The following is a 16,339-nucleotide window of genomic DNA, read 5'->3' as shown; positions in this document are numbered from 1 at the left end:
GAGCTATGCATCACTAGGTAAGATGTTTTTTTATGTATTTATTAAATGAAGTTTTATATTTTTTTCGATTATCTGCTGCACAACATCAGCAGGCAGTTGGTTATCACAAATAATGTCGTGCAACTGATCTAATGGGCAAACACGGAACATGCCATATTTACCGAATTTACTGCTATCTGAAACGAGTACACAACGGCGAGCAACATCAAGTAATGTCTGTTTAATTTGCACCTTTTCTTCATGTGGAGTTGATACCCCATGGAGTAAATCCCATGAACTGGTGCTAATAAAAGCAATATCCACATTCAGTGTTCGTAACATCGATGCGGCAGTATTTCCCACGCAAGAATGATTACGCTTATCCACTTGTCCACCCGTGTGATACAAGTTGAGCTGCGATTTATTCATCAGATACTGCATGATGGAAAAATCGTTCGTCACTATCGTTAAATTAAAACGCTCTCCTAACACTTTCGCGATTTCAAACGTGGTGGTTCCTGCATCGAGATAAACCACTTGACCGTCTTCAACTAATGAGCTGGAGAATTGCCCTATTTCACGCTTAGTTCGATGATGTAATCTTGCTTTCTCACTCCATGGGAGCTCTTGGCGTAATGCGTCATTAAGTTTCACACCACCACTAATCCCGATGACCTTACCCTCTTCCTCCAGCATGCGAATATCGCGTCTTACCGTCATGTGAGATACATTCATTAACTCGACCAAGTCACCAATAGACACAGTCTGATGTTCATAGACATAACGATAAATAAAATCACGACGTTCGGAAGGGATCATAAGGTTCTCCTAGAGATTAGCTTGCTTTAGCCAGCCCAAACCATCTTCTGTACGCCCTGCGGGATGATATTCACATCCAAGCCAACCTTCATATCCCATTTCATCTAATTGATTGAAAATCCATGGATAATTGACTTCACCGCTATCAGGCTCATGACGAAAAGGAACTGACGCTATCTGAATATGACTAAATTTACCCCATAGACGCTCAATTGTTTTCAATAAATCACCCTCCATAATTTGGCAGTGATATAAATCCAACTGAATAAAGACGTTATCGCGATCAATTTCGGGTAATAGTGACTCTGCTTGCTTTTGAGTTGTTAAAAAATACCCCGGCATATCACGAGTATTAATTGGCTCGATAAGTACACGAATTCCATGCTCCGCCATCACATCAGCAGCATATTGAATATTCTGAATAAAACAGGCTTTTTGCTGTTCTGGCGTGAATTTTTCATTCATTTTTCCAGCCATAGCATGGACTTGCTTGCAGCCGAGTGCATTGGCATATTTCAGTGCCGTTTGAACGCCTTGAGCGAATTCATCTTCACGACCCGGAATTGATGCCATCCCTCGCTCCCCTGCCCCCCAGTTTCCGGCTGGCATATTAAACAGAGCTTGGGTTAAATGATGTTTTTTAAGTTCGGCGGCGATAGCCTCTGCATCTTCTTCATAAGGAAAAAGATACTCAACACCCGTAAAGCCAGTATTAGCTGCACGTTCAAAACGTTGCATAAATGGAACTTCGTTAAACATCATACTGAGATTTGCTGCAAATTTAGCCATTTCTATGCCCTCATTTCTGTGGATAACGGCTTTCGAGCTCTTGAACTTGCTCTGGCGTTAGCGTGGTAAAACCATGTGGACGCAATGTGATATACAAGCGTGCCGTATCTTCTAATTCTTCAGCATTAAAAAATGCTTGTCTTAAGGTTTTCCCACCCACAACAGGACCATGGTTAGATAACAAAACGGCATTATGATTAGGTGCCAATTTTGCAATTTCCTCTCCAATGCGATCGTCCCCTGGAGGTAAATATTCAATGAGCGGTAATTTTCCTACGCGCATCACGTAATACGGTGTAATCGGTGGTAGGCAATTTGTTGCATCCAAGTTAGGTAAACAGGATAGCGCCGTTAGCCAAGGTGAATGAAGATGCACCACGGCTTGGCAATCTGGACGCTGCAAATACATCGCCATATGCATGGAAACTTCTTTTGTGGGCTTATCACCATCAATCCAATTTCCTTGCGCATCAAGCTTACTCAGGCGCTCGGGAACAAGGTCGCCAAAGCTTGAATTGGTTGGCGTGACAATAATGCAACCATCAGGTAAACGAGCACTAATATTGCCTGCACCACCACTGCTGTAGCCTCGGTTAAACATCGATTTAGCCCAATCGACTAGCTCTTGGCGTAGCGTCTGTTCGTGACTACTCATTAAACATCTCCTGTGCTAACTGGAAAAAATTTTCCTGACCGAAATTTCCGGATTTCAGTGCTAACCAGTTACCATTTGCTAAATCCTGTACCCATGGCACTCCCGGTGCGATAGGCGAACCAATACTTAATTGTTCAGTCCCAAGGCTTTGAACCACTTTTCCTGAGGTTTCTCCACCAGCAATAATGAACGTGTTATAGCCTTGTTCTTCGAGTAACTTGACCACATCACCAAAGACGTTTTCTACCGCTAAACTGGATTGAGATGCACCGTATTTTTCTTGAGTTTGCTTCAATAGCTCTGGTGATTGAGTCGCATATAGCAAAGGGGCTAAACCCGTTGTTTTCTGGGACATAACCCATGCTGCCAGTGATTTCGCATACTCTAGGTTATTCAAGCACTCACCAACATCCAAAGCCTTACTTGGCGCAACTTGAAGGTAATGTTGTACTTGCTTGTTAGTCATTAACGAGCAACTACCTGACAAAATCACCGTTTTACGATGTTGCCCAGTAGGTTTGCTACCATGGCTTATTCCTGCCCCCCAAGTTGATTGACTATCAATATTGGCTATTGCAGCACCTAAACCCGACCCTCCTGTTAATAACGGCATTGACTTAGTCGCTTGAGCAATTGGCAGTAAGTCATCCATCGTCAGCGTGTCAACGACGGCATAACTCACACCTTGCTGACGTAACGAATCTAATTGTTCTTTAATTGCCGCACTTCCTGCTTGAACATCCACTAATTTGATCAGTCCTGCTTTTCCTGATGACTGCTTTTCCATCACTCTCATCAGATTTGCATCTGTCATTGGCGTCACAGGATGATGCTGCATGCCACTTTCATTAAGTAGCTGCCCATTAACAAACAAATGACCATGCACAACGGTACGACCATTTACGGGTAAAGCAGGGCAAACTAACGCTAAGTCGGTACCAAGTTGCTTCATTAGCGCGTCAGTCACAGGGCCAATATTGCCTTTTTCCGTTGAATCAAACGTAGAACAATATTTAAAAAATACTTGCTGGCAATTCGCTTTATTCTTCAACCAATCACACGCATTTACCGACGCATTTACCGCTTCATCTACTGGGCAAGAACGACTTTTTAGACTGATAACAATTGCATCCACATTGTGTGGTACTTGGGTATGCTCAGTGGGTTCATTCAGTAACTGAACCACTTTCCAGCCATTTTGAACCATGAAACCTGCGATATCGGTGGCTCCGGTAAAATCATCAGCAATCACACCTAATTTCACTGTCATGCCTTTTTCTCCGGTAAAGTAATGCCTTTAAAGGTTTTAATCACCGCACTATCATCCTGTAAGCCAAAACCTTCATTACTGGCTGAAATAAACATTTGATGTGCTGTTGCTGCTAGAGGTAATGGAAAATTCAATGCTTTGCCTGTTTCCATTACTAAACCAAGGTCTTTCACAAAGATATCAACCGAGGATTTTGGTGTGTAGTCACCATCAAGAACGTGCTGCATTCGGTTTTCGAACATCCATGAATTGCCCGCAGCATGGGTAACAATGTCATACATCACATCCAAATTAATGCCTGCCTTAGCGGCAAGAGCCATACTTTCAGCTGCTACAGCAATATGCACCCCCGCTAAAAGCTGATGGATAGTTTTTACTGTAGAACCTAAGCCAACCTCATCGCCCACGCGATATAAACGCTCTGAAATTGCATCGAATACCTGAGCAAGTTGATCGAATAGCTGCGACTCACCGGATGCCATTACTGTTAACTTACCTTCAGCTGCCTTAACGGCTCCACCGGAGATAGGCGCATCAACAAGCGGTAACTGATATGGTGCAAGGCGCGCAGCAATATTTTTAGTTTGCTCAGCGGCTAAGGTGCTATGCAATACAATAATGGTATTTGGACGAAGCTGCTCAACCAGCGGCTTCTCTCCACCAAATAGAATATTGTCGACTTGGCGACCATTAACGACCACCATCAGCAACGCATCAAGTTGTTGAGCAAATTCAATTGCACTGGCTCCAGCAGCTTTAGCGCCATACTCAAGTAACGCATTGCAAGCTTGTGGATTTAAATCGAATCCATAGGTAGGAATATTTTTTCTTATAAGAGACTGAGCTATCCCCATCCCCATGGAACCAAGGCCAATAACACCAATATTTTTCATTGTGACCCCTGACATTGTTAATTCTCGTGAATGTTGTGAATTTTCACATAACAAAATTCACAAACATATGACAATCATCACATTGACGAGAATATAAAAATCAACAATAAACACCTCAACATATTGATATTTAATGGCATTTTAAATACAGGACAACCAAATAACATTCACAACGTCATGTGATAAAATTTGTGATCTTCATACCGTTTTTCTAATATCGCGCTTTTCCTCCAGTTTTATTCTCACCTAATTCTTTATTTTCATTGACGTGTGATACAAATTACTCAAAATAGCCGCCTATTAATTTTTATAAAATGTTCCATACTTTGTATTGAGCACATAATTACCTTATCGAGGAATCTAAATGGGTCTGTTTGATCAAATGTTAAGTCTGGTTGCTGGTGATAAAATGCAGCAGTTTCAATCTGTTATTGATTGGGTTGAAAACCAAGGTGGACTTTCAGGTGTGGTCGATAAGTTTAACCAAGAAGGGTTAGGCAATATTGCAGCATCGTGGATTGGTGAAGGTGAAAATTTACCGATTGATGCTAGCCAATTAACTGAAGTATTCGGCAATTTAGGAATTGAAGAATTAGCACAGCATGTCGGGTTAGACCCGCAACAAACATCTGATTTAGTTGCTAAATACCTGCCTACATTAGTCGACGGTGCAACGCCAGATGGCGTCTTACCTGAGAATATTGACTTAGCATCTATTGGCATGAATCTACTTAAACAAAAACTGTTTGGCTAAGTTTTATATAATGAAAGCCCACTCATTCGTGGGCTTTTGCTTCCTTCATTAACGCTGATACTCATTTCTCAATTTTTTCGCGGCTTCCACCATGTTGGCTAACGCTTGGCGAGTTTCTTCCCAACCTCGCGTTTTTAATCCACAATCAGGATTCACCCATAAACGTTCCACAGGTACACGTTTCGCAGCCTTGCGCAGTAATGCCACAATCCATTCCACATTTGGTACGTTTGGTGAATGAATATCATAAACCCCCGGCCCAATTTCATTTGGATAATCAAAGTGTTCAAATGCATCCAATAAATCCATATCAGAGCGTGAAGTTTCGATGGTGATAACATCCGCATCCAGCGCAGCAATAGAATCCATAATATCGTTGAACTCGCAATAACACATATGGGTGTGAATTTGCGTGTCATCTTCGGCGATAGCAGCGCTTAGTTTAAAAGCATCCACAGCCCAAGTCAGATATTCTGCCCACTCATCACGGCGTAATGGTAGACCTTCACGTAACGCAGGTTCATCAATTTGGATAATCCCAATTCCCGCCTTCTGTAAATCATCCACCTCATCACGTAAGGCTAATGCAATCTGCTTCGCGATAGTTTCACGGCTAACATCCTCGCGAGGGAATGACCAACACAATATCGTGACAGGGCCAGTTAACATCCCTTTGACCGGTTTTTCCGTTAAGGATTGTGCATATTTGGCCCACTCAACCGTAATGGCTTCGGGGCGACTAATGTCACCAATAATTACAGGCGGTTTTACGCAACGGGAGCCATAGCTTTGCACCCAGCCATTTTGCGTAAAAATATAGCCATCGAAATGTTCCCCAAAATATTCCACCATGTCATTACGTTCGGCTTCTCCATGCACCAAAACATCAATATCTAAAATCTCTTGTTCCTTAATGGCTTGCTTAATGTGTTCACTAATGTTGGTGCGATAACTCAGTTTATCCACATTTCCCTTTTTGAAATCTAAACGTAACGTTCTGATTTCACTCGTTTGAGGAAATGAGCCAATCGTCGTCGTTGGTAATAATGGTAAATTAAAGCGTTGACGCTGACGCTCTGCTCTACTTTCGTATGCACTAGCACGCTCCACATCATTCTGTTGAATTGCGGCTAAGCGTTGAGAAACGGTTAGATTATTGACGCGAGAAGATGTCTTACGCGCACGAATTGGCGTGCTATAAGCTTCAAGTTTGGCAATATTATCCGCCGTAGGCTGGTTCAGCACTTTCGTCAGTAAGGCTAGCTCTTCACATTTTTGTAGCGCAAATGCAAACCAGCTTTTCACTTCCGCATCTAAGCGAGTTTCACCATTTAAGTCGATTGGACTATGCAACAGTGAACATGATGAACCAATCCACAATTCACGCAGACCAAGTAACGGCTTCACACGTTGGAATTTCTCGCCAAGATCCCCTTTCCACACGTTACGTCCATTAATCAGCCCGAGAGACAATACCCAATCGGCAGGTAAAGCTTGATGCAGTTTCTCAATATCATCTTTGCCAGCCACAACATCCACATGTAAACCTTGTACAGGAAGTTGCTTAATGACATCCAGATGATGACTAATACCATCAAAATAAGTGGTCAGTAGTAACTTAGTTTTACCTGATAGAGCCTGATAGGCTTGCAGATAAGCCTGTTGCCACTCAATCGGTAAATCAAGCACCAATGCAGGCTCATCAATTTGCACCCATTCCACACCTTTTTGTGCCAAACGAGACAAAATTTCCTGATATACCGTAAGTAATTCATTAAGTAATGATAATCGCTCAAAAGCCGGTCCTTTTACTTTTCCTAGCCATAAATAAGTCATCGGTCCAATCAACACGGGTTTTACTTTATGTCCTAATGCCAACGCCTCGTCCACTTCATCAAACAATTGCGTCCATGACAGTGAGAATGTTTGCCCTTGTTGAAATTCTGGCACGATATAGTGGTAATTAGTGTTGAACCATTTCGTCATTTCTCCGGCTGCTGCGGGAGTCCCCGTCGGTGCACGACCGCGGGCTACACGGAATAACGTATCTAAATCGATAGAGCCATCTTCATTTTGATGGCGAGGCGGCACGTTCCCCAGTAATAAACTGGTGGTTAATACTTGGTCATACCATGCAAAATCACCAACGGGTAGCAGTTCAACGCCCGCATTTTTTTGTTGTTCCCAGTGACGAGCACGTAATTGATATCCCGTTTCAAGAAGAGCACGTTGATCAATCTTGCCTGCCCAATAATCCTCTTGAGCACGCTTTAACTCTCTTTTCAGTCCGACACGTGGAAAACCAAGTATATGATTTATAACAGACATATTGACCCCTTAAAATATTTAGCCGTCTAGATGTTTACACATCCATAATCAACAGGTACTGTATAAAGCACAAGCGCAAATTATTCATCGCAAACTTGAAGGTTTCTCATGATCGAATTAAAACACTTAAAAACGTTGCAGGCGCTAAGCCAACACGGATCATTAGCCGCCACCGCAACCTACCTGCATCAGACTCAGTCTGCGCTATCTCACCAATTTAGTGATTTAGAGCATCGCTTAGGCTACAAACTGTTTATACGTAAAAGCCAACCTGTTCGTTTTACACCGCAAGGAGAAGTGCTGCTTCAGCTAGCACAGAAAGTTTTGCCAATGGTAAAAGATGCCATTCGTGTCTGTAATGAACCCAGCGTATGTGCGCTGCGCATTGCGATTGAATGCCATAGTTGCATCCAATGGCTAACACCGGCTTTACAGCAATTTAGGCAAACATGGCCGCAAGTAAATGTAGATTTTAAATCTGGTGTCACTTTTGAGCCGCAGCCAGAGCTGCTCTCAAGGGAGCTCGATATCGTCATGACCTCAGATATCCTGCCAGAGCAAGAACTACACTACACACCAATGTTTGATTATGAAGTGAAATTAGTGGTTGCCAATGACCATCCATTGGCAAAAAAACCGTTAATTGAGCCACAGGATCTGGCTGATGATACCTTGCTTCTTTATCCTGTTCAGCGTCAACGCTTTGATATTTGGCGCCATTTTTTACAACCAGCGGGGATTTCACCGAATGTAAAAACCGTAGATAACACGCTGATTTTAATACAGATGGTGGCCGCTAAAATGGGCATTGCCGCACTGCCTCACTGGGCGGTAGACTCCTTTGAAAAACAAGGATTAATTAAGACAAAAACCTTAGGCAGTGGGTTATGGAGCCGACTGTACGCTGCATGCCGTGAGGGGGAGCAGCGCCAGCCAGCGATTGAGACATTTATCAATACCGCGACTAATCACGCAGTGGAGAATTTGTCTTACGTGAAGTCGGTGCGAGGATCCAACGCTTATGCACCCACAGAGACGCAATTATCAGGCTCGAGCCTATGGTAAAACTTAGCCAATCAGGATGCTGTTGCCAGAGTGCAAAATTCACTAATAAACCAGCTGGAACCATCATGTTATTCATAATAGCAAGGGTTCCGGCATCCACTTTCGTGGCACCATAGTTCCACATAAAGTAGCCAATTCCCGACGCCGCTATCCCCAACCATAACAACACAATCCACTGTGCATTCGAGGTTGGAACTAACGCTTTATTACCAAATAGTAACCATCCAATCAGCGCAATCAATGTTGCCCCAATATAAAACCACGAAAAAGCTTGATGCTGAGGAATAGGGTGTATTTCCATCAGGCGCTTATAGCCGACCTGACCAATCGCAAAGAAAATATTCGCGAGCTGTACAAATAATAAACCTAACCAGAATGACTCACTTAAATGGTCATAACGAATGATCGCCGCCCCAATTACTGCCAGCAAAGAGCTAAATAAATACCCTTTACGTAGGCGCTGACGCTCTAAGAGGTCATAAATCAATGTCACATACAACGGTGTTAATACCGTAAAGAGTAAAAACTCTGCAACGCTAAGGTATTTATAGGCTTGGAAAACAAAGAAATACATGATCCCCAGTTGGCAAGCACCCACCAGCATGTACAGCAAAATGACTTTAGCGCTGAAGTTACGCCAACGTAGAAAAGGAAGGAAGACTAAGGCCGCAAGGCTAACGCGAATTAAGACAGATAACCAGCTATCCACCTGCCCTGCAAGGTATTCCCCAATTAGACTAAAAGACGCTGCCCATAGCAGCGTCGTTATCACCAGTAGCCACATTATTATTCAATCTCAAGCACAATTATATTTCACACAAGAATGCTCAGTAGAATACGCGTTTTTTCCGCTTAATGCTCTTTATCAATCAATACTGCTTCTAGCAAATCCAAATCCATCAGCAAGTTTTGCAGAGTCTCATTGCTGATTTTACGGGTTGCACGTAAGTGATAAAGTTCACCACGTTCAGCACGCAGTGCCGTTAAGCGGAAACGGCGCTCAAGGTCTTCAATCAGTAGATTATGCTCAATCTCATCTTGGCCTGCTGTTCGGCGTCGTAAATAACCGATGACGCGTGTCGCCACCTCATTGATATCTTCCGAATCCAACTTCTCTTCAACATCCGCAGATAAACGCTCTTGCATTTTGTTTAAGCTGACAATGGCGACTTCCGCCATTGCGGATTTAGCCATGCGGATCTCATTAATATCGGCTTCTTTATCACCCACTTGGAAGTTTCGTAGCAACAGCGGTAAAGCCACTACCCCAGCAAAGATAGAGAATAAAATGACCCCTGCCGCAATAAATACCAACTGATACCTAGCAGGGAACGGTGACCCATCCGTAAGGAATAAAGGCACCGATAGCACACCGGCGAGAGTAATCGCACCACGAACGCCTGCAAAAGAGGCAAGCCATAATTCACGAACCGTATAGTTAGCAAACTGTAATGGCTTTTTCTTCAAAAAGAGCCGACTGAATCTCTTCATCAGCCACAGCCAGCAGAAGCGTAAAAGTAGCAAAGCAAAATAGATAATTACTACCGCCGCAAACAGCATCCACGTTTCAACGCTCGGGTCTAACTCAGCTTGAATAACTGACGTTTCCCAGATCCCCGGCAATTGTAAACCGAGCATGATAAAGACTAATCCGTTGAAAACGAATTCAAGCATCGACCACACATTATCCGCTCGTAAACGCATAGCTAAAGGCGCATTGCGGATCACGCCGGATTTTGTAATTGTCATACCTGCGGCGACTGCCGCTAAAATACCAGAAAAACCGATATGCTCTGCAATCATATAGGATGCAAATGGCAGCAGTAACATAAAAACAATTTGAGTCGCAGGATCATCCCCACTCCAACGGCTCATTAAACGAAGTGATTTACTGTATAGCCAAGTAACTGCAACCCCGGCTAGCAAGCCACCGACAGCTACTTTAAAGAATTCAATAGTGACCTCAGATACACTGAAGACCATGGTTCCCATAGCAATGGCTACCGCAAATTTTAGTGCGACTAGGCCTGAAGCATCATTCATTAATGCTTCACCTTCCAGCACACTCATCATGCGCTTAGGAATGCGCCCTTTCCCGACAATAGAGGATAAAGCAACCGCATCCGTTGGTGAAAGTACCGCTGCCAATGCGAACGCGGCAATTAACGGAATACCCGGCATCAACCAATAAATTAAATAGCCAATCCCCACAACGGTCACAAGAACTAAAACCAAAACTAAAATGAATATTTCCCGCCCATTTTGGAAAAACTCGCGAGTTGGGGTTTTCCATCCGTCAACAAACAGCAATGGCGGGATCAACAGAACCATAAACAGTTCAGGGTCAAAAGTGACATGCAACCCAAATTGAGGCCATGCTAATAAAGCACCAATGGCGATTTGAATCAGAGGAAGGGGAATACGGATGGGAAGGACTTTCGTCACAACGCCAGAAACAGAGACAGCCAAGATCAAAATAAGAATAGTAAAGAAAATTTCCATGTTGCCCTTACTTATTGACTCAATGCATACCCTAAATAATGCAACTTAAAGTATAACGCGATAGCCCAAATTTTGCCTGCCGCCGCATAGTAAGAGATAGCACCGTCCAGACCATGATGTTTTCAATCAAGGCAGTAAGTAGCCGAATACATGTTATTTCACCTAATTTACAGCCTTATCTATATTCTATCCTCAACCAGCTATCTGACGGGAAAATAATTTGCACTTTGAGATTAATCGCCATAATCCATTAAAGGGTGGCAAATGCTGCCACCCCATAACTAGAATTACCTTTAAATCGCTAAGCCCGCAGCATAAAACGCTACCAAAAGAACCGCAATAACAACACTTCCGATGTTCAGCTTGCGCCATTCACCAGCAAAAATACGCCCGATAACGAGTGCAGCAAAACCTAACATGATGCCCGTAACAATATTACAAGTTAATACGATGAAAACTGCGCACAGTAAGCCAGACATAGAATCAACGAAATCGTCAAAATCTAACTTAGACACATTGCTCAGCATCAGCAAACCAACATACATCAACGCAGGTGCCGTTGCATAAGCTGGAACCAAATAAGATAACGGTGATAAGAACAAGATAAATAAGAATAAAATACCAACAACAACCGCGGTTAAGCCTGTGCGACCACCTGCTGCGGTACCTGCGGCGGATTCAATATATACCGCTGCAGGAGAAGCCCCGATAGCACCAGCGAAAATGCTACTCACTGAGTCCGCAGTTAATGCTTTTCCACCATCAATAATTTGGCCGTCTTTATCTAGCAGATTCGCTTGTCCTGCAACTGCACGAATAGTTCCCGTCGCATCGAAAACTGCCGTCATCACTAATGCCAATACGCTTGGTAATACCGCTGCCTGTAATGCGCCCATGATGTCCATACTAAACATCAGAGACAAGCCATCTTCACCCAACGATGGCAACTTGAAAAAGCCTTGATATTTTACTGCCGGATCAAAAATCAAACCGATAATTGAAATGGCAATAATGACCAATAAAACCCCACCTGGAACACGGCGTTTCTCTAAGCCAAAAATAACCGCTAAGCCAATCAATGACATTAAAACAGGAAAGGAGGTAAATTCACCCAGCGCCACAGGCAAGCCGGCATTTGGGTTTTTAATTACTAAGCCCACACCGGTTGCTGCGATCAACAATAAAAATAACCCGATACCGATACCCGTACCATGGGCAACCCCCATTGGCATATTGCGTAAAATCCAGCTACGAATACCTGTTACAGAGATAAGAGTGAATAAGCACCCCATTAAGAATACCGCGCCTAAGGCCACAGGAATACTAATGTGCTGACCCAGAACCAAACTAAACGCGGTAAATGCTGTTAATGAGATTGCACAACCAATCGCCATCGGCAGATTTGCCCACAAGCCCATTAATAGGGAACCGAAACCTGCCACTAAACAGGTTGCAATAAATACCGCTGTTGGAGGAAAACCTGCTTGTCCTAACATACCCGGTACGACAATAACCGAGTAAACCATCGCTAAAAATGTTGTTAATCCCGCAATGATTTCGCGGCGTACTGATGAGCCACGCGCTGTTATCTTAAAATATGAATCCAACTTGCAATTGGATGACGCCTGCTGGCTTGCCATGGTCTACCTCTATTATTAATTTTCGAAAGTAATCTATGCCACTAATTTTACTATACAATTTTTATTGTCTAGTTATTTTCACCGACTCACTAAAAACCACGTAAACGATTACTTTTTTAATAAAGTTAACTGAACCGACATATTTTTCGATACAAAATCATGTACTGGATACAGCGCGCAATCGTTTGGCTTTTTGAATAAAATGCGGCAAATTGTGAAGGGCGTAATTATCGTTCTAAAGCGGTGGGTTAATCAAGTGTTTTATGATGCCCATAACAGCGACTAAAAACGTAAACAACGCGACTATCCCTCACAAAAAACAAGCAAATATACTTATTATTCTTCCTTATATACTCTTTGTTTAAATACAATTTTGATTATCTTGCTAGTATTCTCAATCCAAATTTGTTTATTTAAATAAATCATTTTTATAACGTATTATTTTTAATATTTATTAAATAAAAATTAAAAATAATATTACTTTATATAAACAATAACGCTTTTATTAATCCATTTAATTTTTAAAATAAAAATGTCAATTATTACTTCATTATTTAAAGCATCCGAAAAAAGAATTGTAATTCTTTTTTTCCTATTTCTACTCATTTATCTTTTACCTGGGATTTATGCTCATAGCCCATGGAAGCAAGATGAAAACTACAGTTTTGGTATTATCCAAACGATGTATGAAACAGGAAACTGGCTAGTCCCGACGAACGCAGGTGAACCTTTTATGGAGAAGCCCCCAATATACTATTGGGTAGCGACCCTGACTGCACATTTATTCTCCGGTATCATGCCACTTTATGATGCCGCTAGAAGCGCAACACTCATTTTCTCCATAATCAATTTTTCATTTTTTGTTTTACTTGCTCGTCGTTTTTTTAACGCAAAAAATTTATCCGACTCACGAATTTGGATTGCATTTGCTTTATATGCCTGCGCTCCAGGAATATTACGTCACTCCCATGAAATGTTCACTGATGTGGCATTAATGGCGGGAGCAACCATCGGTTTATATGGGTTATTAGGGCTAATTCAACAACAAAAAATTATCGCATCTACTTGCTGGTTATCTCTTGGAACAGTTATTACAATGCTGTCAAAAGGGATATTTATTCCCGGAGTGCTATGGATTAGCTTATTTTTAGCCCCCATATTCCTAACTGAATGTCGACGAAAACAATTTTGGATACCCACCATAATTGCGGGAGCTGTCGCATTAGTATTAATTCTTCCATGGCCAATTATTCTTTATCTAAAGCACCCTGAGCTATTCGTAACCTGGTTTTGGGAAAATAATATTGGGCGTTTCTTGGGCTTTTCTGTTGAAAAATTAGGCGCAAAAGCCAACCATACCCGAATACCTGCGGCGATTACCTTTTTTGCCCTACCTTCAGGTCTGTTAGCGACCGCTTATTTTCTTCGAAATCCACTCAAACGCCTTTTCGATAAAAATGAGTATTTGGTCACTATTTTTCCATTACTGGGTATTGTATTTTTACAGCTATCCGCCAGTGGTCGAGCACTCTATTTATTGCCGTTTATTGCACCAATAGCCATTTTAGCCTCACTGGTTATTCAGCAGTTTTCAGATAGACTTCTTCGGCTATTCTCGCACTTTGCTACCATTTTTTGGTCTTTACTGATAATTATCCTGTGGGTTTGCTATTTCATTGCGTTATCTAACCATCATCGAGAGTGGCTAACGATTTTTTCTCGCTGGCTTCCCATGACCTATCAGATGCATTTTTCTGCAATTGCATTTATTTGGGCGTTATTCATTACGCTAATTTGGTGCTTTCGTAACACCATAATTCCTACCTCAGAGACAGCCTTGCAAAGCATGAAAAATTGGTTACTTGGCATGGTCACAGTATGGGGAATTATTTTAAGTTTATTCGTCGGCTGGGTGGACTATTCGAAAGGATATGAAGGGGTGTTTACTGACCTCAACCAACATCTCACGGGGCAATTTACCGCACAGGATTGTATGGCATCCGATAACATCGGCGAATCTGAAGCTCCCATGTTGTACTACTACACCGGCGTATTACATCAACGGCAGGATACCTTTGAAAAACCCGCCCACTGCCGCTGGTTGATTGTGCACTCGAAAGAGATAAAACCGGCCCCAGAAGGTATGAAAATATTTTGGGCTAACCATCGTCCTGATGAATTTCGTGAAAATTTAGTGGTTTACCGTGTCATTGAATAACTGCTTGATAAATCCCCGACAGACTATTCGGGGATTTTTTTCATTGAAATTTATTGCGATTGTTGCTGAATTGCCTGAGCACCGTATTTTTCTCGTGTAAACCATAGAAATAGCCCAGCGACTGAGATCAATAATACGGGTAATCCCGACGGCGAAATTGTCGTTGCAACACCGGCCAATAATGGACCTGAAAGGTTACCAATTCCCCATAACATAGCCGCTGCTGCGTTCGCAATAATTAGCTCGTTACCTTTAAAGTATTGACCAATTTGTACCAAGGCAATGGTATAGATTGCCCCCGCCGTTGCGCCGAGTACGAACAGTAACACCCAAATTAAATAAGTGTGGGTAATGAGTAACGGCAATAGCATGCTCGCACCTAGCGTAATAACACCGCAGATACGATACAATTTTTCTCGATTCATATGGTCAGCTAACCACCCAAACGGCATCTGCATAATGGCATCACCCGCTAATATGGCGCTAATCATTAGCGCAGCTATCGCTTCTGTATGACCCATCCCCATACCATAAATCGGGAACATGGATAAAATTGTGCCATCAAAAAAAGCAAAAAATAGTATCCCACCACAGATACCGGGAGCCACTTTAACAAATTGAATAATAGAAAAATTCGATTTTGAAGCCGTTTCTGCAAGACGGTCTCCAATTTTCTGATCCATCACTAAAAATAGTGCCACTGAAATTAAATGAATCAATGTACAAATAAATAGAGGCGATTTATCTTCTACGCCGTAATACGCAATAAACGAAGGTCCTAATAATTGGCTAACTGTAAATACGGTAGTGTAAATCGCCAATATGCGTCCGCGCTTATTTTCAGATGATAATTCATTGATCCACGTCTCACCCAAACAAATCAAGACCCCACTTGCTAAGCCAGTAATTAAACGCAGAGGAAACAGTAACCATAGCGGTAAAGAGCTTAATAACGGCAACAGGCTGATAGCGGAAATAATTGTCGCAATCAACATCGCTTTGCGTTTACCGCACCATTGCACAATTCGCTGCACCATAGGGGCAATCAAAAACATCCCTAAAGCTGGTGCCGCGGATATAACGCCAATATATAACTCACTGACCCCAAAATTATTTAATCTCAGGGCGACCATTGGAATGCTAAGACCGATAACAATGCCGATGACCGCAATACTGGTTGTAATCGTAAAAATAGCAAAGGAAGCAGAACGTCGAAAGTGTTGAAAACGCTGATTGTCAGGGCTCATTTTTGTATTAATCTGCTTAATTTAAATTAATTAACAGATATAAACTCCGGAAGTTTATTATTTGATTGAAATAAAATATTATTGAAAATTCAGATAATAGAATAATGCAAAAATGATTATACCATGTATTTATTCGATAATAATAACAGACTGAAAAACCAAATTATTTTTAGCTTAACC

General features: G+C 42.1%; 13 protein-coding genes. 3 read left to right on the top strand and 10 right to left on the bottom strand.

What is annotated here, in order from left to right; translation table 11 throughout:
* Positions 1 to 30 precede the first annotated feature (30 nt).
* From PR761_RS14820 to ltnD, 5 genes are read right to left on the bottom strand one after another with little or no spacing between them, the layout of a single operon-like run.
* The gene (locus tag PR761_RS14820; RefSeq protein ID WP_006815946.1) at positions 31 to 798 is read right to left on the bottom strand and encodes a DeoR/GlpR family DNA-binding transcription regulator; all 768 of its coding nucleotides are present in this window, start codon (positions 796 to 798) and stop codon (positions 31 to 33) included.
* 9 nt (positions 799 to 807) lie between these two features.
* Positions 808 to 1,587, bottom strand: a complete 780-nt coding sequence (gene otnI, locus PR761_RS14815) for a 2-oxo-tetronate isomerase (protein WP_154610855.1) — start codon at positions 1,585 to 1,587, stop codon at positions 808 to 810.
* A gap of 10 nt (positions 1,588 to 1,597) precedes the next feature.
* On the bottom strand, positions 1,598 to 2,242 hold the full coding sequence (otnC, locus tag PR761_RS14810; protein ID WP_006815948.1) for a 3-oxo-tetronate 4-phosphate decarboxylase: 645 nt from the start codon (positions 2,240 to 2,242) through the stop codon (positions 1,598 to 1,600).
* A complete protein-coding gene (gene otnK / locus PR761_RS14805) occupies positions 2,235 to 3,512 on the bottom strand; it encodes a 3-oxo-tetronate kinase (protein ID WP_006815949.1) in 1,278 nt (425 codons plus the stop codon). The genes otnC and otnK overlap by 8 nt, the downstream gene beginning before the upstream one ends.
* Positions 3,509 to 4,405: an L-threonate dehydrogenase gene (gene ltnD, locus PR761_RS14800; RefSeq protein ID WP_006815950.1), complete on the bottom strand. Its 897-nt coding sequence runs from the start codon at positions 4,403 to 4,405 to the stop codon at positions 3,509 to 3,511. The genes otnK and ltnD overlap by 4 nt, the downstream gene beginning before the upstream one ends.
* Before the next feature lie 364 nt (positions 4,406 to 4,769).
* Between ltnD and PR761_RS14795 the strand changes: the two genes are divergently transcribed.
* On the top strand, positions 4,770 to 5,159 hold the full coding sequence (locus PR761_RS14795) for a YidB family protein (RefSeq protein ID WP_006815951.1): 390 nt from the start codon (positions 4,770 to 4,772) through the stop codon (positions 5,157 to 5,159).
* Positions 5,160 to 5,207: 48 nt separating this feature from the next.
* Here the strand turns inward: PR761_RS14795 and metE are convergent, their stop codons facing one another.
* Positions 5,208 to 7,487 carry a 5-methyltetrahydropteroyltriglutamate--homocysteine S-methyltransferase gene (gene metE, locus PR761_RS14790; RefSeq protein WP_154610856.1) on the bottom strand — a complete coding sequence of 760 codons (2,280 nt, stop codon included), beginning with the start codon at positions 7,485 to 7,487 and terminating at the stop codon, positions 5,208 to 5,210.
* Positions 7,488 to 7,595: 108 nt separating this feature from the next.
* On the opposite strand from metE, the gene metR reads away from it, so the two are divergent.
* Positions 7,596 to 8,552 carry an HTH-type transcriptional regulator MetR gene (gene metR, locus PR761_RS14785; RefSeq protein ID WP_006815953.1) on the top strand — a complete coding sequence of 319 codons (957 nt, stop codon included), beginning with the start codon at positions 7,596 to 7,598 and terminating at the stop codon, positions 8,550 to 8,552.
* Here metR and PR761_RS14780 read toward each other — a convergent pair.
* The 3 genes from PR761_RS14780 to PR761_RS14770 all read right to left on the bottom strand — a co-directional run bounded on the left by PR761_RS14780 (position 8,452) and on the right by PR761_RS14770 (position 12,694).
* On the bottom strand, positions 8,452 to 9,336 hold the full coding sequence (locus PR761_RS14780; protein WP_006815954.1) for a carboxylate/amino acid/amine transporter: 885 nt from the start codon (positions 9,334 to 9,336) through the stop codon (positions 8,452 to 8,454). The two genes, metR and PR761_RS14780, sit on opposite strands and share 101 nt — an antisense overlap.
* A gap of 68 nt (positions 9,337 to 9,404) precedes the next feature.
* Positions 9,405 to 11,054 (bottom strand): Na+/H+ antiporter, encoded by a 1,650-nt coding sequence (locus PR761_RS14775; RefSeq protein WP_112836113.1) that lies wholly within the window; start codon positions 11,052 to 11,054, stop codon positions 9,405 to 9,407.
* A gap of 293 nt (positions 11,055 to 11,347) precedes the next feature.
* On the bottom strand, positions 11,348 to 12,694 hold the full coding sequence (locus PR761_RS14770) for an NCS2 family permease (protein ID WP_154610858.1): 1,347 nt from the start codon (positions 12,692 to 12,694) through the stop codon (positions 11,348 to 11,350).
* A gap of 532 nt (positions 12,695 to 13,226) precedes the next feature.
* Here PR761_RS14770 and PR761_RS14765 point away from each other — a divergent pair.
* The gene (locus tag PR761_RS14765; RefSeq protein WP_154610860.1) at positions 13,227 to 14,912 is read left to right on the top strand and encodes an ArnT family glycosyltransferase; all 1,686 of its coding nucleotides are present in this window, start codon (positions 13,227 to 13,229) and stop codon (positions 14,910 to 14,912) included.
* Between the two features lie 50 nt (positions 14,913 to 14,962).
* On the opposite strand, the gene PR761_RS14760 is transcribed toward PR761_RS14765, so the two are convergent.
* On the bottom strand, positions 14,963 to 16,159 hold the full coding sequence (locus PR761_RS14760) for an MFS transporter (RefSeq protein ID WP_006815958.1): 1,197 nt from the start codon (positions 16,157 to 16,159) through the stop codon (positions 14,963 to 14,965).
* Between the last annotated feature and the right edge of the window lie 180 nt (positions 16,160 to 16,339).

This window comes from Providencia sp. PROV210, assembly GCF_028479445.1.
Classification (GTDB): domain Bacteria; phylum Pseudomonadota; class Gammaproteobacteria; order Enterobacterales; family Enterobacteriaceae; genus Providencia; species Providencia rustigianii.
The sequence above is the reverse complement of the archived record's forward strand: the minus strand, read 5'-3'. Positions and strand labels throughout refer to the sequence as shown.

Bases quoted from the DNA above. Each gene is read 5' to 3' on its own strand.
- PR761_RS14820 (WP_006815946.1), bottom strand. From the start codon at position 798: ATGATCCCTTCCGAACGTCGTGATTTTATTTATCGTTATGTCTATGAA.
- otnI (WP_154610855.1), bottom strand. From the start codon at position 1,587: ATGGCTAAATTTGCAGCAAATCTCAGTATGATGTTTAACGAAGTTCCA.
- otnC (WP_006815948.1), bottom strand. From the start codon at position 2,242: ATGAGTAGTCACGAACAGACGCTACGCCAAGAGCTAGTCGATTGGGCT.
- otnK (WP_006815949.1), bottom strand. From the start codon at position 3,512: ATGACAGTGAAATTAGGTGTGATTGCTGATGATTTTACCGGAGCCACC.
- ltnD (WP_006815950.1), bottom strand. From the start codon at position 4,405: ATGAAAAATATTGGTGTTATTGGCCTTGGTTCCATGGGGATGGGGATA.
- PR761_RS14795 (WP_006815951.1), top strand. From the start codon at position 4,770: ATGGGTCTGTTTGATCAAATGTTAAGTCTGGTTGCTGGTGATAAAATG.
- metE (WP_154610856.1), bottom strand. From the start codon at position 7,487: ATGTCTGTTATAAATCATATACTTGGTTTTCCACGTGTCGGACTGAAA.
- metR (WP_006815953.1), top strand. From the start codon at position 7,596: ATGATCGAATTAAAACACTTAAAAACGTTGCAGGCGCTAAGCCAACAC.
- PR761_RS14780 (WP_006815954.1), bottom strand. From the start codon at position 9,336: ATGTGGCTACTGGTGATAACGACGCTGCTATGGGCAGCGTCTTTTAGT.
- PR761_RS14775 (WP_112836113.1), bottom strand. From the start codon at position 11,054: ATGGAAATTTTCTTTACTATTCTTATTTTGATCTTGGCTGTCTCTGTT.
- PR761_RS14770 (WP_154610858.1), bottom strand. From the start codon at position 12,694: ATGGCAAGCCAGCAGGCGTCATCCAATTGCAAGTTGGATTCATATTTT.
- PR761_RS14765 (WP_154610860.1), top strand. From the start codon at position 13,227: ATGTCAATTATTACTTCATTATTTAAAGCATCCGAAAAAAGAATTGTA.
- PR761_RS14760 (WP_006815958.1), bottom strand. From the start codon at position 16,159: ATGAGCCCTGACAATCAGCGTTTTCAACACTTTCGACGTTCTGCTTCC.